Genomic DNA, 22,048 nt, shown 5'->3' with positions numbered 1-22,048 from the left:
AAAATTACTTTTTTATTACTGGCACATTAAAACAATCGTACTATTCTTTATCATCTTGATTATTTGGAATATTTTTTACTACATCAGAAATCAGCTGAGCAAAATCAAGAGCATTTTTTGAAGTGATAACAGGTACACCTGTTTCTGATTCTAAAGTGTCTTTTGCAACTTTCGCCACATTTCCTCCTCGTTGTGCTACTTTTTTATTTTCTTCTAGCCCTTGTGGGTGAGAAACATTCGTAATATCTTTAGTCGCAGTTTCTGCAAGCATATTTAAAATCAGTTCCGTTGTGGACATATTATCCCTTAAATTTTGCTTCTTTAATCCTTTAAGTACTTTATATTCCTTTGTACTCATACCGCTCCATGCTTTTGAAATCTCATTGGTGAGAATAGCATACTCTCTTCCTGCAGTAATCCCATGATCTTGCCAAGTATCCGTCAATTCTTTTCGCACTTGAATAGCTTGTAACCGTTGATTAATCCATTCTCTTGAATAACCTTTTTGTAAATAAGTAGCTAATGCCCTATCAATGATTAATTCAGGATCAACTATTTCATCAATTCTCTCTTTACCCACTTCAGCTAACCATATTTTAAACGGCTCCGCTTTAGGCGATGGAATAGATTGGATAATACGGAAAATTCCTTGCATTTCGGCTACATCAGTTGCATACATTTTTCCATCAGATGATTTAAGTTTCAGCTGTCGACAAAATGTCGACAACTCACTTTTTTCCTCTTCTGTCATTCTTTTTTTTACACGATACCAATAATCCCTTGGATTTTTACTCTCACTTAATAGCCCTACAATATCCACCACACTGAAATACCATTCTTCTTTTTCATTATCCCAAACAGAGCGGATTTGACTGTCTTCAAACAACTTTATTTGATTTTCCAAAATGAATTCTCCTTGATAATATTTCAGTAAATACTGTATATTTATACATTATCAAAACAGATTAATCAAACAAATTAATAATAAAAAAGTGCGGTCAAATTTTTTATCGTTTTAAAACAAATAAAAATATTACCGCACTTAAATTATTTAAAATTACCTTTTATTGCTAACACATTAAAACAATCGCACTATTCCTTATTACCTTGATTATTTGGAATCTTTTTAACAAATTGATAATAAAATGATTTTTATTGAAATTACAAATAAATTTGATAAAGTAGCTCAATGAATATTGGGGGTATAAATGGAAGAATTTACAACTTTTTTCGTACTAGCTATGATAGGCTTAAAGAGAATATTTATCTTTGTTTTACTTGGTGTTATTGGTGTCACTTATTGTTATTTTGGATCTCATTTAATTGATTTAATTCCCTTAAATGACGAGTATTATCGTGGGTTATTGTATGCTCTTATCCTACCAGGAATCCCATTAGTATTTTGTATTATTTGGATTGTTGCTATTTTACGTAATCCAGTACTAACTAAAAAAGAAAAGTGGGATAGATTATTTGGTAAATATTAAGGACAACAACTTTATTTGATTTTCCCAAATAAATTCTCCTTAATAATAGCCCAGCAGATACTATATATTTACGCATTATAAAAATGATTAATCAAACAAATTAATAATAAAAAAGTGCGGTCAAATTTTTTATTGTTTTAAAACAAATAAAAATATTACCGCACTTTTATGTTAAATCTACTTAGCATAATACAGCACTAAGTTTTTTATTTTTAACCTAAGCTATCAATTAAATTTTCAATACGTTTATCTGAAATAGGGTATTTTGTACCAAGTTGTTGTGCAAATAAACTCACTCGTAATTCTTCAATCATATAACGAATTTCCAAAATCTCATCAGAAATTGGTTTTGATTTTGGTAGTTTTCCGAGTAACTGCTGATAAGATTTTGATACCCGTTCAACACGTAACATTGAAGCTCGATCTCGATTAATATCTTGCATTAATTTATCAATGCGTTTATCAACGGCTTGTAAATAACGTTGAATATCTGGCAAACGTTGATAACCTGTATTTTCAACAAACCCAGGATAAATTAGCCCTGCTATTTGATTTTTTATATCTGATAAAGCAAACGCCATCGTAAAATCCATTTTTCCTTTTAAGCGTTTATTTAATTCAAAGGTTAAGGTTAAAATTCGTTCTACTTGTTGGGCAATATCAACCGTAATTTCATTTAAATGTTCACGAATAAAATCTCGTAATTTTTCAAAATCCGTTTCATTCCAAACAAACCCACCAAAATCATCAATTAATTTATCTATTGCACAAGCAATACAATCATCAATCAGATCCATTACCCGTCCAAATGGTGTAAAATATAAACCTAATTTTGATTTATTCGGCAATTTTTCGTGTAAATATTTTATTGGAGAGGGAACATTAAGTAACAGCAAACGGCGTAACCCTTGTCGCATTGCCACAGACTGTTCAAATTCTGTTTCAAATAATTTAATCCCAACGGATTCTTTTTCATCAATAATCGCTGGATAGGCTTTTACTGTAAAACCACGTTTTTTCTGTTCGTAAAATTGAGGTAAATGATCAAAATTCCAAATATGAATACCCGTTTGCTCGATATTATCATCCGCAACCGCTGAAATAATTTCTTGCACTTTTTCTTTTAATTGGAATTTTAACTCGTCCAAATCCATACTTTCTGCAATTTTACGCCCTTTATCATCAATCACTCTAAAAGTCATTTTTAAATGACTCGGAATGTCGGCTAAATGCCAATATTCTGAATCGACTTCAACGCCAGTCATACGGCGTAATTCATAAATTAAGCTCTCTAACAAAGGTTTTGCTAAAGGCTCGGCTCGCCCTAAAAATGCTTCAGCATAATTGGGTGCAGGAACAAAATTACGGCGTAAAGATTTTGGTAATGACTTAATTAAAGCAATCACTAACTCTTTGCGTAAACCAGGAATTTGCCAATCAAACCCAGTCATTTCCACTTGGTTTAATAAAGGTAAAGGAATATGTACCGTTACGCCATCTGCTTCTGTACCTGGCTCAAATTGATAAGTCAGTTTAAATTTTATATTACCTTGATACCAAAAATTAGGAAAATCAAGCTCGCTAACTTTTGCTTCATCATTCGTTAAAAAGGACTTTTCAAAATTCAGTAATTCAGGATCTTTTTTCTCTGCTTTTTTCCACCAACTATCAAAATGACGTTGTGAAACCACTTCTGTGCCAATTCGTTGATCGTAAAACTCAAATAAAGTACGATCATTAACTAAAATATCTCGGCGACGACTTTTATGTTCTAAGTCTTCGATTTCACGAATTAACCGACTATTTTGATGAAAAAATTTATGTTTTGTATGCCAATTTCCTTCCACTAATGCCGACTGAATAAAAATCTCTCGGCTAACAACTGGATCAATTCTGCCATAGTTTACCGAACGGCTTGCGACAATAGGAATACCATATAAGGTTACTTTCTCATCGGCAATCACTGCCCCTTGAGATTTTGCCCAACGAGGTTCATTGTAGGATTTTTTGACTAGATGTTGTGCTAATGGCTCAATCCATTGCGGATCAATATCTGCGACCATTCGTCCCCAAAGTTTTGAAGTTTCCACCAATTCTGCCGACATACACCATTTTGGCTGTTTCTTAAATAATACTGAATTGGGGAAAATTGCAAAGTGCGCATTTCTTGCCCCAAGATATTGATGTTTTTCCGCCTCTTTCATACCAATATGAGAAAGCAAACCACTTAAAAGTGCGGTATGAATTTGTGGATATTCTGCTGGTGTAGAATTGATCGGTAAACCTAATTCCCTAACCGTTAAACGAATTTGATGATAAATATCTTGCCACTCTCGAATACGCAAATAATTAAGGTAATCTTTTTGACATAATCGGCGGAATTGATTTCTTGATAACTCTTTTTGTTGCGTTTGAATAAATTTCCATAAATTTAAAAATGCTAAGAAATCTGATTTTTTATCGGCAAAACGGCGATGTTTCTCATCAGAGGCTTGTTGTTTTTCTTGTGGTCGCTCTCTTGGATCTTGGATAGAAAGCCCTGCGACAATAATCATCACTTCATATAAACAAGAAAAATCAACCGCACTTAAAAGCATTTTTGCCAAACGGGGATCAACTGGTAATTGTGCTAGTTTACGCCCAACTTCTGTTAATTGACGTTTTTCACCCAATTTTGTTTTAACAAAATGAAATGCCCCTAGCTCTTCTAGTAACTTAATCCCATCTTGAATATTGCGTTTATCTGGAGCATCAACAAATGGAAAAGCATCGATGTCATCTAGCCCTAATGCCGTCATTTGCAAAATAACGGAAGCTAAATTAGTGCGTAAAATTTCAGGATCGGTAAATTCTGGGCGAGAATTAAAATCTTCTTCCGAATATAAACGAATACAAATCCCTTCCGATACACGCCCACAACGCCCTTTTCGCTGATTTGCCGAAGCTTGAGAAATGGGTTCTATTGGCAAGCGTTGCACTTTGGTACGATAACTATAACGAGAAATTCTTGCCGTACCAGGATCGATAACATATTTAATTCCCGGCACAGTCAACGAGGTTTCGGCTACGTTTGTAGCAAGTACAATACGATTTAATCCAGAGGGATGAAAAATTTTATTTTGATCTTGAGCAGATAACCGCGCATAAAGCGGTAAAATTTCCGTATGGCGTAATTCTTGTTTTTGTAATGCTTCTGCGGTATCACGAATTTCACGTTCACCATTCATAAAAATTAAAATATCGCCTCGTCCTTCTGCTTGCAGCTCATCAACGGCATCTAAAATTCCTTGTAGTTGATCTTGATCTTTTTCAAGGTCAATGGGACGATAACGCACTTCAACAGGATAAGTTCGACCTGATACTTCAATAATAGGCGCATTATTAAAATGCGTTGAAAAACGCTCTACATCAATCGTCGCAGAAGTAATAATCACTTTTAAATCAGGACGTTTTTTTAATAATTGTTTTAAATAACCTAAAATAAAATCATTATTTAAACTACGTTCGTGGGCTTCATCAATAATTAATGTATCATATTGATTTAAAAAACGATCAGATTGAATCTCCGCAAGTAAAATACCATCAGTCATTAATTTTATTTGCGTTTGCTCGCTAATTTGATCATTAAAGCGAACCTTATAACCAACAATCCCCCCTAATTCTGTTTTTAATTCTTCGGCAATACGATTAGCAACAGAACGAGCGGCAATTCGACGAGGTTGGGTATGTCCTATCAACCCTTTTTGCCCTAAACCTAATTCAAGGCACATTTTCGGTAATTGTGTTGTTTTTCCCGAGCCAGTTTCTCCCGCAATTACAACCACTTGATTTTCAGCAATAGTCTTCAAAATTTCGGCTTTTCGTTGACTAACTGGCAAATCCTCAGGATAGTCAATTTTTTGTACCGCACTTTTACGCAAGGCTAAACGTTGTTGTGCCACTTGAATTTGTTGTTGAATTTCAGCGACTACCGCCTCTCGTATTTGTTCATTTTTTATATTCTGAATACCTTTAATACGCCCAAATAAACGGCGTTGATCAACGATCATTATCTCCTTTAATTCAGATAATAATTTTTTTTGTAATGGAGTAAATACCGATCTTTTAAAATTCTTGTTAATTGCTGTTTTCATAAATGATTAACTATTTTATTGCCTTATAAGCTAGCACTAACCAACCGATTAAAAATAATGTTCCACCAACAGGTGTTATCCACCAAATAACTGATTTTTCCACACCAAAAGCAAGGGCATATAAACTGCCACTAAAAAGTAGCATTCCCAATAACCAAAACGTACCAATTATATTTAGTGTAGCGTTAATTTTTAAGGTTCTTTCTGAATTATTAACAACTACTTGTAATACGCCTAGTACCATTAAAGCTAATGTATGAAACACTTGATATTTCAAACCAGTATCAATCCACGCAAGTGCTTGAGGTGATAATGTTTTTTGCAAACTATGGGCGGCAAATGCACCAAGTGCGACAGCTAAAAAACCACTAAGTGCGGTAATAAATAACCATTTATTTTTCATTCTATTATCCTATACTTTACCAATAAAAAGGGAAAGGATACCTGCGGCGATTAATGGCCCCACTGGAATACCACCAATAAATGCCACACCAAGAATCGTCCCCAATAATAAACCTGTTATTAACATAGGTTGTGATGCCATTAAATTCACCCCTCGCCCACCAAACCAAGCGACTAACACGCCCACAGCAATCGCTAAAAACATTTTCCAGTTTAAAAAAGCAGTTAAATTAGGAATTTGTATTTTCCCTAATACAATAGGACTAAGTACACCAATCGTCAAAATAATAATGCCAATATTTACCCCATATTTTTCCATAAATGGAATATATTTGGCTAAAAAAGTTTGTTGCATTAACAACAAAATTGTCCCAGAAATAGTAATGGAGCTATTATTACTAAGTATTCCTAATAAGATTAAAAGTACCAGTAATACTGCAATATAATTAAATTGTAATGACACGATATCTCCTTAGCCTTTAAACAAAATTACCCCAAAATTTGGGGTAATGATTCTTATGAAATAAATTGCATAAAATTACAAATTTTTTAATTGTGCTAAAGACGGTGCAAAATAATAACTACCTGTTACTGCTTTAGTAAAACCTAACAAACGATCAGTTTGCCCATCTTTCTCGCCAAACATACTTAATAATTGTTGCTCAATATTATATAAAGTTGCACTGTATGCCACAAAGAATAAGCCATGTTTACCACTTGCTAATCCATAAGGTAAACTTTGACGAAGAATTTTTAAACCTTTACCATTCTCTTTCACATCCACTCGACCAACATGAGAAGTCGCTGGCACGTCATCAAGCTCCACACTATCTGGTTTTGTACGCCCAATAACATCTTCTTGCTTCGCATCGGTTAATTTAGACCATTTTGGTAAATCATGTTCATAGCGTTGGGTAAATACATAACTACCACCAGCATCAACCCCTTCATTAACTAAAGCGACTACTGCACGTTCTTCATCTTGCGGATTTTCAGTACCATCAACAAAACCAGTTAAATCACGTTCCTCAATCCATCTAAAACCATGAATTTCTTGCTCTACACTAATTGATGGACCAAAAACTTGCATTGCAGCCATCGCAGCTGAAAAATTAACATCAGGGCGTAAAGATTGAATATGCACCAATAAATCACATTGTGTGGATGGTGCCGATAAATTACCTTTCCCTAAAGTAACAAAAGGTTTTAACTCTGATGCACTCTCTGCACCAGCTAACGCTCTCCAAGCCTCATGTCCAAATGCAATGACAACACCTAAATATGCATCTGGAAATTCTTTTTGTAACTGTTCTGTTCTTTCACAAAGTAATCTCGCTGCATTGGGAATAGTTGAAAAATCATTAATTTTAGCCTCTAAAAAAACTGCTGCTTTCATTCCTTCTAACAAAACACCACTTTGTGCAATCACTTTTTTATTCCCCATTATATCCTCCAATAAAATTCTAATGATCATACCATTTTAATGGATATCTTTTCAATTTTATAAAAATAATTTTCACTATTTTACTAATAGAATTTACTAATAGAAAATGTTAATTATTACATACAAAAAATTAGCCCCACCAAATATTTGCTATAAAACAAATATCCAGTAGGGCTAAACTAAGTAAACTAAATTACTTTAATTAATTCTCAAATTACCATTGATATCCTGCACCAATTGTCGCACCAAACTTACCACGACTATCGGCATTACCTGATAATTTTATAATAACCTTACCATTATCAGAGATTCGAGAAACTCCAAGAGCAACTGCATTTTGACCTTGGTAAGTACCACCAGCAACAGCTACCATACTCTTACCTGGAGTATATACTTGAGGTAATCCAGCAGTTGCCATAGCACCTGCAACCCCTGCTCTTAAGTCTTTATCAACTTTATTGATACGGCCATTAATTTTTGACTGCACATTATACAACTGGCTACCATTGATAGCTTGTTTACTGGTTGCACTAACTTCACCATCAGCAACATTGTTTACTACATTATTACCTAAATTAATTGTCGCCCCATTCTGAACAACAAAATTCTTAGCAATAGTAGCACCATCAACCTTAATGTTATTGCTTAATTTAACACTAATATTATTACCTTCAACTTTAGTAGAGATATTAGTTCCATCACCTTGAACATTAACTTTACTGCCTAGTTTAGCTTTATATTCTGTACCAGAATCTGCACCAAAAATTAAGCCATCATTAAGTGTTGCCACCTCTTCCTTGGTTCCATCTTTAGTTTCGTAAACGATACGAGTCTTAGTCGTACCCTCTGCTCCATCTAAACCTGCTTTACCTGCTTGAACACCAATAGTTGCATCTGATCCATCTTTACCATTAAGACCGATAGTGCCATCTTTACCATTTAGAGCTACTCCTGCTGTACCATCTTTATTTGTAAGTGTCACAACATCTTTCAATGAATAAGTAAAGTTTTTACCATCTTGAACAAGTTTTAAGTTATCTCCAGCTTTTAATGCTACTGTATCGCCAGCTTTCACTTTCTCACTTGTATTATTCTCAACAACACCAGTACCTTCCGCTCCAGCTACAACATTAAATGACGAATTGTTTATCGCATCTGCAACATTTTTCACTGTCGCTAATTGATTTACAGAACTATTATCTTTAAGTTCTTGTAAGTCTTCTTTGATTTGTGCAACTTTACTTTCAACTGTAGAGGTATCTTCACCTGCGGCTTCTAAAGTCATTAATTCATTTATTGCATTAAGTAACTCTTCTTCCTTAGCTTCAATCGCTGCAGTTGGTTTAACATCTGCCACAGCTATACCGTCATCTCTCGTTGAAATACTTCCTCTATCTACTATCGTATTCACCGTTTCGACAACATTTTCAACTGTTGCAACTTTATTGTTTATTGCATCAACTTTCGCTTGTGCTTTTGCCAATTCTGCTTTTTTAGCTTCATCATTAGGCGCTGCATCTACAGCTGCTTTTGCCGCATCTAAAGCATCTTTTGCTTTCGCTTTATCTGCTTCTGATGTTCCAACTAATTTTCCATCTACTGCGGTAATTGTGCCTTTATCGATACTGTATTTAACAGTTGATTTAACACCATCACTTTCAACGGCAACTTTTGTACCTACGCCATCTACAAAGTCAACAGTATCATAAGCCTTAACAAAGTCTTTTGCTTCGCCATTGCCTTGAAGATTAAAGCCTGTATTTAAGACATCTTCAACAGTTGCTGCATTGTTCTTAATCTTCGCTAATTTAGCATCATTTGGTTTCTCAACACTTACATTTGTTGGCTTACCATTTTTATCTAACACTTTACCTTTATCATTTGTTACTGGTAAATTGCTAGCAATATTTGATATTGTTTGTGGTGTTGTACCTTTGGCATTAATCACAACATTTTCTGCAGGCTTAACGGGTTTTCCATCTTTCACTGGATTTCCTTTTGCATCTAATGTTGTTCCAGCTGGATAGAATTTATCACCTAATTTTACGACTTTATTTTTATCTCCATCTAGGTATTCAAATGGACTATTATCCGTAAATTTTGCATCTAAATCTTTCAACTGACTTAAATTAACCGCATCAGTATCTTTAGTACCAGCCGCTACATTAACAATTTGGTTTCCACCATTATCAAGACCATCTTTTGTTAAAGATACTGGTTTTTTAGTCGCATCTTTCGGTGTGACCGTTAATCCATTACCATTGATAACAGTTTTATTACCATCTTTATCTGTAAGTGCTACTTCATCTTTCAATGAATAAGTAAAGTTTTTACCATCTTGAACAAGTTTTAAGTTGTCTCCAGCTTTAAAGGTTACTGTATTACCAGCTTTTACTTTATCAACCTTCGTTCCACTCACTTCTCCTGTTCCTTCCTTACCTGAAGTCACATTAAATGATGATTCGTTAATAGCATCTATTACATTGCTAACTGTCGCTACTTTATCATTTTGAATAGCATTAATATCTTTTGCCACTTCTTGTAATTTAGCTTCAGCTGTTTCAAGAGCTTTTTGTTTTGCTAATACATCGTTTTTCAATGCTGCATTTTCTGGATTTGCTTTTAACTTATCTTTAGCTGCATTCAATGCTGTCTCTGCAGATGTTAAAGCTTTTGTAGCAACGTTTTTACTTTCAGCTTTTTCTTGTAACTTAGCTTGTAATGCTTTCGCCTCTTTTAACTTAGTTTGTAAACCAACGTTAGTTTTATCCGCTTCTGCTGCCGCTTGTGCTTTAGTTACCGCATCTTTTGCCTTAGCAATCTCGTCTTGAATATCAACCTCTGCTACACCATTAGTATTAGTAGAAAGTTTGCCATTATCAATACTGTATTTAACTGTCGATTTAACGCCATCACTTTCAACTGAAACTTTTGTACCTACGCCATCTACAAAGTTTACAGTATCATAAGCTTTAACAAAGTCTTTCGCTTCGCCATTGCTTTGAAGGTTAAAGCCTGTATTTAAGACATCTTCAACTGTGGCTGCATTGTTTTTAATCTTCGCTAATTTAGATTCATCTGGTTTTGCTACTGCAACTTTTTTACCATCTAAAGTTACAAGACCTTTATCATCTGCTACAGGTAAATTACTTGCGATATTTGATACCGTTTGTGGTGTTTCACCTTTTGCATTTATTACTACATTTTTTTCATCTACTGGATTATTTTTATCTAATGTTCCGTCAGTTTTCACTGTATAGTATTTATCACCCTCTTTACGAACTTTTGATCCATCTTTATTCTTATATTCAAAAGGTATATTATCCGTAATCGTCTTCGCTACAAAATAAAGTTGTGAACCATTAATAGCATCAGTTGAATCTGCTTTAATTGCACCAGCTGCCACATTCACTAATTGACGTTCTTTACCTTTATCGCCTAAAGACACCACACCATTATCTTGTGTTGTTTGCACTGCTGCAAAACCAGAGTAAGTAAATTCTCCGACAGTTGCTGTTGCAGTTTTAAGATCCACCGCTTTGTCTTTAGATCCTGCCCCTAAAGCGACACTATTTTTATTATCAACAATTGCTTTATTACCAATAGCGATGGATGACTCTTTTTTAGCTTGTGATGATAAACCTAATGCGATTGACGATTTACCTTCAGCTTTAGATGATTCACCTAACGCTACTGATGATTCTTCTTTAGCTTGTGATGATAAACCTACTGCTACTGACGATTTACCTTCAGCTTTTGATTTCGAACCTAGTGCTACTGATGACTCTTTTTTAGCTTCTGATGATAAACCTACTGCGATTGACGATTTACCTTCAGCTTTTGATTCCTTACCTAACGCTACTGCTGATTCTTGTTTAGCTATTGATGATAATCCTACTGCTATTGACGATTTACCTTCAGCTTTAGATGATGTACCTAGCGCTAATGATGATTCTTCTTTAGCTATTGATTCCTTACCTAGCGCTACTGATGATTTACCTTCGCCTTTCGATTGTGCGCCTAATGCTATCGCGTAGTCACCTGTTGCAACTGTATTAGTTATCTTATCAAAACCTGCAACTTTTGCATCCGCACCTTCAGAGTCTTTCTTCACAGCGGTAGCGCTACCAATTGCAATTGATTGTGTTCCTACGGCTTGTGATGAAAATCCAACTGCTAAACTGCCCTTGCCTTGAGCATAAGAAGTAGTTCCTAATGCTATCGCATAATCATCAGTTGCTGCTGATTGGCGCATTAGCGCAAGGGAGTTAAAGCCTGAGGCTAAACTAGAAGTACCTACAGCAATCGCCCCAGTTTCTGTTGCTTGAGAAAAATGCCCTAATCCAATAGAGAGTCCCCCTGTCGCTTTAGAGAAATCCCCAATAGCAATACCTGAGCCTACATCATACTCTGTAGTCCCACCATTGTTGGCTTTTCCCTTACCTCTTACAGGATTAGCATCTCGACCGATTGCGATTGTCTGTCCTGCTTTTTTATTGCCATCAGGAGAATGAAGATTTTTCTTTTCTGGTTCCGCAACATCTTTATCATAATATGGATTACCTGGGTTATGATAGTTAAGGGAGGCATCGCCATCAAATTGATCGCCTGCGAATTTTGCCTTATACTCATCGTTGTTGTTGTTATCAACTGCTCCAGTGCTTGTATTTGTATTTTTTGTCTTACTAATTGCAATAGAAGCGTTTGCTGCGATTGGTGATAACCCCAACATAACACTTAAAGCAACTAGCCCTAACTTATATTTTAACTGAGATGAAGTTGAATCCACCTCTCCTTTAGTCAAAACTGAACGTTTTGTTGATTTGCATCTTGATTTAGCGTTTTCAGAAACAACGGTGAATACACCCTTTGATTTATTGAAAACAACTTTGTAAATATGGTTCATAAAAAATCCTTACGAAAATAGATAATAATAATTATTGTTATTTAGATAATTTCAATTCTGCATTAAAAACATCAATCTTTAAATAAAAATAATCCAGCATAGATCATAATCACATAATTTATTTATGTCAAAAGAAATAAAACATATTTTGATAAAAATCAGCATATGTTTTTAAATATAGCACAGGGATTATTAGGCATTATTCCCGTGTTACCATTTCAATCAACTCAATTAAAATTATGCAACATAAACTATGACAAAAACTAATATAATAAATAATTGATTTTAGGTGCGACGTACTATTTTTTAATCACAAGCCACGTTTCTATTATCGAATATCAGCATAAAAAAGAAAGCACCATTAAGATTTAAGTGGCTGATGATGAGATAACATTCTACTAATTTTGTAAAATCCTTGCAATAATATCTTGAAGTTTGAATAAAATATAATCGGATATAGATTCAACTTGTTATATTTCTATTTGTAAAATCAATAATTCTGAATTGCCTTGCGATTGCTTCACTTCCATTCTGATATTCATTTATATAATTAACAATATATGCGGAAATACTTTTATTATCAAGGAAGAAGGATCTCATATTTTATTACCCAGTTTGTTATTTAATAGAAACACAAAATACGAGAAAAAGGGAATGTAGCGTATAATAATTAGCCTTTATCCGAGATGGCACTATTCATCTGAATATTGTTGTTTTTTGTTGGAGAAAATGGCTACTAATAAAACAAAAAATCCTTACTCTTCTCGAATAAGGATTTTTGCTTATCAGTTAATGCAAGGCTATTTAAATGTTAACGCCATGCTTTAAATTGGTTGATTAAGCCGTTAGTCGAACTGTCGTGGCTAGTCACTTTTTCGTTATCTGCAAGCTCTGGTAAAATACGGTTAGCTAGCTGTTTACCTAACTCAACTCCCCATTGGTCAAAGCTATAAATATTAAAGATTATACCTTGTACAAAAATTTTATGTTCATACATCGCAATCAATGCACCTAAAGTAAATGGTGTAATTTTTTGCAAGAGAATTGAGTTAGTTGGTTTGTTACCAGTAAATACTTTAAATGGCACAATCTCTTTCACTTCATCTAATGATTTACCTGCTTTCACAAATTCTGCTTCCACTTCTTCTTTTGTTTTACCAAAAGCAAGGGCTTCGGTTTGTGCAAAGAAGTTAGAAAGTAATTTACTGTGATGATCGGATAATGGGTTGTGCGTTTGTGCAGGGGCAATAAAATCACAAGGGATTAAACTTTTACCTTGATGAATTAATTGATAGAAAGCGTGTTGTCCGTTGGTACCCGGCTCTCCCCAAATAATTGGACCAGTTTGGTAATCCACTACTTTACCGTCACGTCCTACATATTTACCGTTTGATTCCATATTACCTTGTTGGAAATAAGCGGCAAAACGATGTAAATATTGGTCATAAGGTAAAATTGCTTCGGTTTCTGCCCCTAAGAAGTTGGTATTCCACAATCCTACTAAAGCTAAAGTTGTTGGGATATTTTTTTCTATTGGTGCTGTACGGAAATGGTTATCCATTTCGTGTGCACCTTTTAATAATTCCACAAAGTTGTCAAAACCGATTGAAAGGGCAATAGATAAACCGATTGCTGACCATAAAGAATAACGACCGCCTACCCAATCCCAAAATTCAAACATATTGTTAGTATCAATACCAAATTTAGCCACATCTTTTGCATTTGTTGAAAGTGCGGCAAAATGTTTGGCAATATGCGCTTCTTCTTTTGCGCTCGCCAAGAACCAATCACGAGCAGACATTGCATTTGTCATCGTTTCTTGTGTGGTAAATGTTTTTGATGCCACTAAAAATAAAGTGGTTTCAGGGGTTACTTTCTTTAAAGTTTCGGCAATATGCGTACCATCAACATTAGAAACAAAGTGCATCGTTAGGTGATTTTTATAAGGACGTAAGGCTTCTGTTACCATATAAGGTCCTAAGTCTGATCCACCGATACCAATATTCACAACATCGGTAATGGCTTTGCCCGTGTAGCCTTTCCATTCACCTGAAATCACTCGTTCACAAAATGCTTTCATTTTTGCTAATACGGCATTCACTTCTGGCATCACATCTTTACCGTCCACAAATACTGGCGTATTAGCACGATTACGAAGTGCAGTATGTAATACGGCACGATCTTCTGTACGGTTAATTTTTTCACCAGTAAACATTGCTTCGGTGGCTTCTGATACCGCACATTCTTTTGCTAGCTGGCGTAATAATGTTAAAGTGTCTTGATTGATATTATTTTTAGAAAAATCGACTAAGATTTGCTCATTAAAATTAAGAGAATATTGTGAAAAGCGATCACTTTCTTGATTAAATAAATCTTGGATAGTTGTTTGTGCGAGAGTCGCTTTATGTTGTTCTAAGGCTTTCCAAGCAGTTGTTGTTGTTGGATTAATATTTTTCATTGTTATACCCTTGTTGTTAATATAATTAATAAGAATAATATACTAAATCGTCGTATTAGTTAAGGTAAGGGTGATCAAATCTTTAAGTTAAATCAACATTTTTTAATTTTTGTTATTTTTACGAATAAAAGTGCGGTTGTTTTTTGGAAAGTTTTTTAAAAAGTAAGCAAAAGGAAAAAGCAGTGTTACCACTGCTTTAAAAATAGAGGTTAATCAATATATTCTGTTAAAACCCTTGGTGTTAATTTAGTAATCAGTTCATAACTTAATAAGCCACTTTTTTGGGCAATTTCTTCTAATGGTAATTCTTTTCCCCATAAAATGACCTCATCACCGACTTTATCTTGAGATGCTAAGCCTAAATCAACAGTCATCATATCCATTGACACTCGTCCTACTACTGAAACTCGTCTGCCATTAATATAAACTGGTGTACCTTCTGGCATATCTCTTGGATAACCGTCCCCATAACCGATGGCAACCACGCCAATTTTAGTGTCTTTATCACTAATCCAAGCCCCGCCATAACCCACTGGCTCGCCTTTTTTATGATGTCTAACTGCAATTAAAGATGAGGTGAGTGTCATCACAGGGATTAATCCATATTCTTTGCTTGGTACGTTATTTGGAGAAACCCCATACATAATAATTCCCGGTCGGATCCAATCTAAATGTGCCTCTTTCCAAAACAAAATACCACCAGAGGCAGATATACTACATTCACCTCGATTTTTTACCGCAGATAAAAAGCGATTTAATTGGATATGAGTATAATCCGATTCTAATTCATCGGCTCGACTAAAATGACTCACAAAACCAATTTCATCATCGACATTTGGATTGTCTTTTAGCTGTTGATAGAAATCATCCACTTGATCTAAATCGACACCTAAACGGTGCATTCCGGTGTCAATTTTAAGCCATACTTTAATTTTATTTGGCAAATTAACTGTTTTTAATGCCTCAAGCTGTTCTTGATTGTGAATAATCGTTTGAATATTATTCACGGCAATAATTGGTAAATTTTTCTCTGAAAAAAAACCTTCTAATAATAGAATAGGCTTTGTTATGCCATTTGAACGTAAACGCAATGCCTCGGCTAAACGAGCGACACCAAAACAGTCCACTAAATGTTCAATCGCACTAGAAACAAATTCAACACCATGTCCATAAGCATTCGCTTTAACAACCGCGATCACTTTGCTATTAGGTGCTTTTTCTTTAATAATTTGTATGTTATGTTTTAATGCAACAGAGCTAATTTTTACCGTTGCGGGAGTTACGTCCATTTATACTTTTTACCTCTAATATTCTTCTGCTTTTGCTAAATTTTCAAAACGAGATATTTGCCCTTGGAATCTTAATCTTATTTTTCCAATAGGTCCATTACGCTGTTTACCAATAATTATCTCTGCAATACCTTTCTCTTCTGAATTCTCGTTATATACCTCATCACGATAAATAAACATAATTAAATCGGCATCTTGCTCGATTGAGCCTGACTCACGTAAATCTGAATTAATCGGACGTTTATCTGCACGATTTTCAAGAGTACGATTCAGCTGAGAAAGTGCTACTACTGGTACTTCTAATTCCTTTGCTAATGATTTTAAAGATCGAGAAATTTCAGCAATTTCCAAGGTTCTATTTTCTGAAAAACCCGGGGCTCGCATTAATTGTAAATAATCCACCATAATTAAACTTAGCCCTTCGTGTTCACGATAAACACGCCTTGCTCTCGCACGTAATTCAGTTGGCGTTAAACCTGAAGAATCATCAATATATAGATTTGGTTTTTTCTCAAATAAACCTAATGTACTACCAATCTTAGCAAAATCTTTTTGATCAAGCCCCTGTCCTGTTCTTAATTTATTTTGTTCTACACGGGAAAGTGAGGAAATCATACGCACCATAATTTGTTCTGCGGGCATCTCTAAGCTAAAGACAAGAACAGGTTTTTCTGCTGCTAGGGCGACATTTTCACATAAATTCATTGCAAATGTAGTCTTACCCATTGAAGGTCTTGCTGCGATAATAATAAGGTCTGAAGGCTGTAATCCCGTTGTTTTTTTATCTAAATCAATAAAACCTGTGGAAACACCAGTAATCCCTGTGTTACTTTTATTTTTTGATAACTGTTCTATTTTATCCACAGTATTCATAAGAATATTCATTACATTAACAGGTCCTTCTTGAGAAGATGTACGTTTTTCTGCGATAGAAAAAACATCTTTTTCCGCCTCATCAAGAATTTCTTTAACGTCTTGTCCCTTCGGTAAATAGGCATTTTTAGCAATACGATTACCGACTGCGATTAATTCTCTCAATATTGCCTTATCTCGTACAATATTGGCATAAGCAACAACGTTTGCAGCACTAGTAGTATTGTGATGTAGCTCAGCTAAATAAGCAAAACCGCCTACTTTTTCATCTAATTCTTTAGACTTTAAGGCATTATCAAGAGTCAATAAATCGACCGCTTTATTTTGAGCAAACAAACTTGCTATTTCTTGATAGATCATTTTATGTTCAAAACTATAAAAATCTTCAGGAATCAAAATATCGCTAACGGCATCCCAGTAACTATCACTTAATAATAAACTGCCTATTACTGCTTGTTCAGCTTCAATAGAATGGGGAGGAGTTGATATGTGTTCAAACTTGCTTTCTTTTACTTGATGATTTGTTTTAGACATTTGTTTTGCCATTCAATGAGTATCATTTATAGAAATTGCTTTATATGATATAACAAATTACCGTAATATTTAATCAGAAATAGAAAATAAAAAAGTGCGGTCAAAAATAACCGCACTTATGAATGTTTATTATTCAAAAAATTAATTATTTTTTTGGCGTCTTGCTAAAATTGCATTCGATAAATTTTCTAATACTAATTCCGTATCATTCCAACCAATACAAGCATCGGTAACACTCTGTCCATAGACTAAAGGTTTATCGACACAGATATCTTGTCTTCCTTCGACTAAATGACTTTCAATCATCACGCCAAAAATAAATGTAGAACCACCACTAATCTGTTGACAAATATCTTCGCATACATCAATTTGTTTTTTAAATTGTTTATTACTATTAGCATGGCTAAAGTCCACCATAAGATGTGGAATACGACCAGATTTTTTGATATCCGTACAAACTTTTTCAATATCATTAGCAGAATAATTAGGTCCTTGATCACCACCTCGTAAAATAATATGACAATCTTCATTACCATTTGTTGAAACGATAGCCGAATTTCCAAATTTAGTGACGGAAAGGAAATAATGTGGTGCTTCCGCTGCGCCTATCGCATCTAATGCAATACGTACACTGCCATTCGTGGCATTTTTAAAACCAACCGCACAGGATAATCCGGAAGCTAATTCACGATGAACCTGAGATTCTGTTGTTCTTGCTCCAATTGCTCCCCAGCTCATAAAATCAGCAAGGTACTGTGGAGTTATCATATCTAAAAATTCACCTGCTGTTGGTAATTGAAGATCATTTATATCCGAAAGTAACTTTCTTGCAATGCGTAAACCATCATTCAACGCATAGGAATTATTTAAATAAGGATCGTTGATCAACCCTTTCCAACCAACTGTGGTTCGAGGTTTTTCAAAATAAACACGCATCACAATTTCAAGTGTATCTTTATATTTCTCTCTTAACTCTTGCAAACGTTTTGCATAATCAATCGCAGCAACAGGATCATGAATAGAACAAGGTCCAACGACAACTAATAATCGATCATCTTGAGCATGAATAATATTATGTATTTTTTGGCGTGTTTCTCTCACTGTTTTTGCCGCAATCGCACTCGCTGGATATTTTTCTAATAATGCAACAGGTGGTAAAACTTGTTCAATCTTATTGATTCTTTTATCATCATTTTCAATATATAATTTTTGCTTACTATTTGTCATAAATTACTCACCTTAATTTTTATTGTACTACTATAATAGTTCATAATAGAAATCTATCATAAATATACTTTCTAGCAAACTTAATTTTTCAGATAAATTTAATATTTTACTAATAACTGCTTAAAACTTGAGCTGGCTGTAATTTTGACGCTCGGTTTGAAGGATATAAACTTGCTAATAAGCTTAAAACTAAAGCAGAAATAAACACTAATACAATATCTTGCCAATGTAATTCACTTGGTAAAAAATCCACAAAATAAATACCATCTGACAATAATTTTTTGTTCAATAACCATTCAATACTACGAATGATTTCCGTTAAATTTAACGCTAAAACAATACCTAATACTATACCAATAAGGCAACCTTTCATACCAACTTGTAAACCATAAAAAATAAAAATCTTTCGAATAAAATGATCATTTGCACCTAAGGTTCTCATTATTGCAATATCACCTTGTTTATCTTTTACCGCCATAATTAAAGTAGAAATAATATTAAAACAAGCCACGCCAATCACTAGTACCATTGCAATATACATTACCGTTCTAATTAAGCGAATATCGTTATACATATACCCAAATTTACTTATCCAATTTTCAGCAGATAACATCTGCGGATAACGTTCTAGCCCTTCATAATAAATCTCATTCACCATAAAAGGATTTTTTACTTTTAATTCTAATCCTGTTACTTCATTTTGATTATAATTAAGAAACACTTGAGCTTGTTCAAGTGGCATTAAAGCATAGCTATGATCTAGTTGCCCATCTAAACGTAAAATAGCACTTACTCGCATACGTTGGCGAATAGGCTGTGCAAATTTATTGTCCTCATTATTTTGAGACAGCAATAGCGTAACCCAATCTCCTTCCGTAACGCCAAGATCTTTAGCAATTCCGGCACCAAGCACTAATCCCCCGTCTTGAGCAAAATGTTGCCAGCCTTCATTCAATACATAATTACCAATTTGGCTTACATTATCTTGAGACGCTTTATTCACACCTTTTATTTGAGCAACTTTTAATTTTGTACCATTTTCGATTAATGCCGTAAAGGTAACAAAAGGTGACACCGCTTCTATCTCTTGATTTTCTTTTAAAAGTGCGGCTAGATTTTGCCAAGTTTGTAATCGCTCATCGCCATTTATTTGATAAGCAGATATTTCAACGTGAGGAACAATAGCTAAAATACGTTGATTTAATTCTCGTTCAAAACCATTCATCGCACTTAATCCAATGATTAACACCGCCACACCAAGTGCAATGCCAATACTTGAAAATGCAGAAATGAGCGAAACTAAACGATTTTTTTGTTTACTTCTTTGATAACGCCAGCTAATAAAAAAAGGAGTATTCATTATTCATTCTCACTTAATACACCATCTCGCATTGTTAAGCAACGAGATAACTTTTTGGCTAAACCTAAATCATGAGTAACAAGCAAAAAAGCAATATGTTGTCGTTCGTTTAATTCTTTAATTAATTCAAAAATACTTTCCGTTGTTTTATGATCTAAGTTTCCTGTCGGCTCATCCGCTAATACTAAAGCAGGATCATTGACTAATGCCCTTGCAATAGCAACACGTTGACGTTCCCCGCCTGATAATGCTGAGGGTTTATGGGAAATTCTGTGAGATAATCCAACCGCACTTAACATTTTCTCTGCTTTTGATAGTGCCTCTTCTCTATCTTTTTTGCCAATTAACATTGGCATCATTACATTTTCCAATGCAGAAAAATCTGCCATAAGATGATGAAATTGATATACAAAACCTAAATTTTCATTACGTAACCTAGCAAGTGCATTACTACTGACTTTTTGTAGTGATTGCCCTCTTAAAAAAACTTCGCCACTAGAGGGTTTATCTAGCCCCCCTAAAGTATGTAACAACGTGCTTTTACCAGAGCCAGAACTCCCCACAATCGCCACTAACTCTCCTTTATTTATAGAAAAATTAACATCTTTTAATACTTGAGTTTGTGTCGTTCCTTCTTGATAAAACTTACTGATATTTCGACATTCTAATAATATATTTGTATTCATAATTATTGTATCTTAGTTAAATTGACCTTATTCATATCGCAATGCAGCAGCTGGATCGATTTTTGATGCTCTGTATGCCGGATAAATTGTTGATAATAAAGAAAACACTAGAGAGATTAATATAATCATTAAAATTTGTGAATAATTAATTTCTGTCGGTAAATAAACGCCTTGTGGATTAAACCAACGAATAATTTGGTCTAAATAACTAGTAATAATGACACCTAGTATTGAACCTAATAGCGTTCCCATAATTCCCACTAAAAAACCTTGAAAAATAAAGATATTCCTAACTTGTGATTTCATTAAACCTTGAGTTTGTAAAATAGCAATTTCGCCTTGTTTATCCACCACCATTAAACTTAAAGAGGTGATAATATTAGATACTGCTACAATAATAATTAAACTCACCAATAAGCCCATCATATTTTTTTCCATTTTTACCGCTTGGAAAAACTCGCCTTTTTGTGTTCGCCAATCAGAAATTTTCCAATCTTTCAAAGATGAGCTATTTTCTAAATCTGTTACTTGAAATGGATCCTCTAAAAATAAACGATAACCTTGAGCTTCATTTGGTTTAATTCGCATTAACCGTCCAATATCTGCTAAATTAGCAAATATTTCATAATTTGATACATCAGAAAAAGACGGATAAATACCACTTATAGTAAATAAACGTTGTACCGGCACTCTTCCAAAAGGCGTATATTGACTATTTTCGGTAATAATAACTCGAATTTTATCACCTTTTGTTACTTGTAATTTATTCGCTAATAATTCCCCGATAATTAATTTATATTCGCCCTTAGGTAAAATATTATCAAAAGAATCAGCAGAAAACGCAGACAATAAATCATCATCAGAAAAATCACTAATGCCAATGACTTGCCCTGCATTAATTCCTCGACTAGTCTGTAAAATAACATTAGTTGTATTTATTGGGACAACTTTATTAATAAAATCAGCTAATTGAGGAGACTGTTGCTGTAAATCAATTTGTCCTTTTGTTGGTGTAATAATTGCATGAGGAATATTACTAAGCACTTGTTTTTTTTGATGTTGCTCAAGCCCATTCATTACTGATAAGACAATAATCAATGCCATCACACCCAATACAATACCAATACTAGCAAGAAATCCAACTAAACGTCCAAAGCGATCGGCACTTTTAGATCGCCAATAACGCATCGCAATAAATAAAGAGATATTCATAAAATCCTATTTAAAATTAGGCGGATGAATTATCCGC

Annotated in this window: 14 protein-coding genes; 1 reads left to right on the top strand and 13 read right to left on the bottom strand. The window is 34.3% G+C overall.

What is annotated here, in order from left to right; genetic code table 11:
* Positions 1-40: 40 nt before the first annotated feature.
* Entirely contained in the window at positions 41-904 is an 864-nt protein-coding gene (locus EV697_RS03020; RefSeq protein WP_132022462.1) for a BRO family protein, read from the bottom strand.
* A 304-nt stretch (positions 905-1,208) separates the two neighbouring features.
* On the opposite strand from EV697_RS03020, the gene EV697_RS03015 reads away from it, so the two are divergent.
* On the top strand, positions 1,209-1,487 hold the full coding sequence (locus EV697_RS03015; protein ID WP_132022460.1) for a hypothetical protein: 279 nt from the start codon (positions 1,209-1,211) through the stop codon (positions 1,485-1,487).
* 212 nt (positions 1,488-1,699) lie between these two features.
* Here the strand turns inward: EV697_RS03015 and hrpA are convergent, their stop codons facing one another.
* The 12 genes from hrpA to EV697_RS02955 all read right to left on the bottom strand — a co-directional run bounded on the left by hrpA (position 1,700) and on the right by EV697_RS02955 (position 22,011).
* Positions 1,700-5,620 carry an ATP-dependent RNA helicase HrpA gene (gene hrpA, locus EV697_RS03010; RefSeq protein WP_176672792.1) on the bottom strand — a complete coding sequence of 1,307 codons (3,921 nt, stop codon included), beginning with the start codon at positions 5,618-5,620 and terminating at the stop codon, positions 1,700-1,702.
* A 10-nt stretch (positions 5,621-5,630) separates the two neighbouring features.
* Entirely contained in the window at positions 5,631-6,023 is a 393-nt protein-coding gene (locus EV697_RS03005) for a DUF423 domain-containing protein (RefSeq protein WP_132022457.1), read from the bottom strand.
* A 9-nt stretch (positions 6,024-6,032) separates the two neighbouring features.
* On the bottom strand, positions 6,033-6,485 hold the full coding sequence (locus tag EV697_RS03000; RefSeq protein WP_132022455.1) for a DUF441 domain-containing protein: 453 nt from the start codon (positions 6,483-6,485) through the stop codon (positions 6,033-6,035).
* A 75-nt stretch (positions 6,486-6,560) separates the two neighbouring features.
* Positions 6,561-7,451, bottom strand: a complete 891-nt coding sequence (locus EV697_RS02995; RefSeq protein ID WP_165906469.1) for a Dyp-type peroxidase — start codon at positions 7,449-7,451, stop codon at positions 6,561-6,563.
* Positions 7,452-7,680: 229 nt separating this feature from the next.
* Positions 7,681-12,372 (bottom strand): YadA-like family protein, encoded by a 4,692-nt coding sequence (locus EV697_RS02990; protein WP_132022449.1) that lies wholly within the window; start codon positions 12,370-12,372, stop codon positions 7,681-7,683.
* Positions 12,373-13,183: 811 nt separating this feature from the next.
* A complete protein-coding gene (gene pgi, locus EV697_RS02985; RefSeq protein WP_132022446.1) occupies positions 13,184-14,830 on the bottom strand; it encodes a glucose-6-phosphate isomerase in 1,647 nt (548 codons plus the stop codon).
* A gap of 209 nt (positions 14,831-15,039) precedes the next feature.
* Positions 15,040-16,119 carry an alanine racemase gene (gene alr / locus EV697_RS02980; RefSeq protein WP_132022443.1) on the bottom strand — a complete coding sequence of 360 codons (1,080 nt, stop codon included), beginning with the start codon at positions 16,117-16,119 and terminating at the stop codon, positions 15,040-15,042.
* Between the two features lie 15 nt (positions 16,120-16,134).
* Positions 16,135-17,526, bottom strand: a complete 1,392-nt coding sequence (locus EV697_RS02975) for a replicative DNA helicase (RefSeq protein ID WP_236824053.1) — start codon at positions 17,524-17,526, stop codon at positions 16,135-16,137.
* A gap of 141 nt (positions 17,527-17,667) precedes the next feature.
* Positions 17,668-18,753, bottom strand: a complete 1,086-nt coding sequence (gene aroG / locus EV697_RS02970; protein WP_132022439.1) for a 3-deoxy-7-phosphoheptulonate synthase AroG — start codon at positions 18,751-18,753, stop codon at positions 17,668-17,670.
* Between the two features lie 109 nt (positions 18,754-18,862).
* Positions 18,863-20,113, bottom strand: a complete 1,251-nt coding sequence (gene lolE, locus EV697_RS02965; RefSeq protein WP_132022436.1) for a lipoprotein-releasing ABC transporter permease subunit LolE — start codon at positions 20,111-20,113, stop codon at positions 18,863-18,865.
* The gene (gene lolD / locus EV697_RS02960; protein WP_132022433.1) at positions 20,113-20,799 is read right to left on the bottom strand and encodes a lipoprotein-releasing ABC transporter ATP-binding protein LolD; all 687 of its coding nucleotides are present in this window, start codon (positions 20,797-20,799) and stop codon (positions 20,113-20,115) included. Before lolD ends, lolE begins: the two co-directional genes overlap by 1 nt.
* A gap of 27 nt (positions 20,800-20,826) precedes the next feature.
* Positions 20,827-22,011 (bottom strand): lipoprotein-releasing ABC transporter permease subunit, encoded by a 1,185-nt coding sequence (locus EV697_RS02955; protein WP_132022430.1) that lies wholly within the window; start codon positions 22,009-22,011, stop codon positions 20,827-20,829.
* Positions 22,012-22,048 lie beyond the last annotated feature (37 nt).

Source organism: Bisgaardia hudsonensis, from assembly GCF_004345785.1.
Classification (GTDB): Bacteria; Pseudomonadota; Gammaproteobacteria; order Enterobacterales; family Pasteurellaceae; genus Bisgaardia; species Bisgaardia hudsonensis.
The sequence above is the reverse complement of the archived record's forward strand: the minus strand, read 5'-3'. Positions and strand labels throughout refer to the sequence as shown.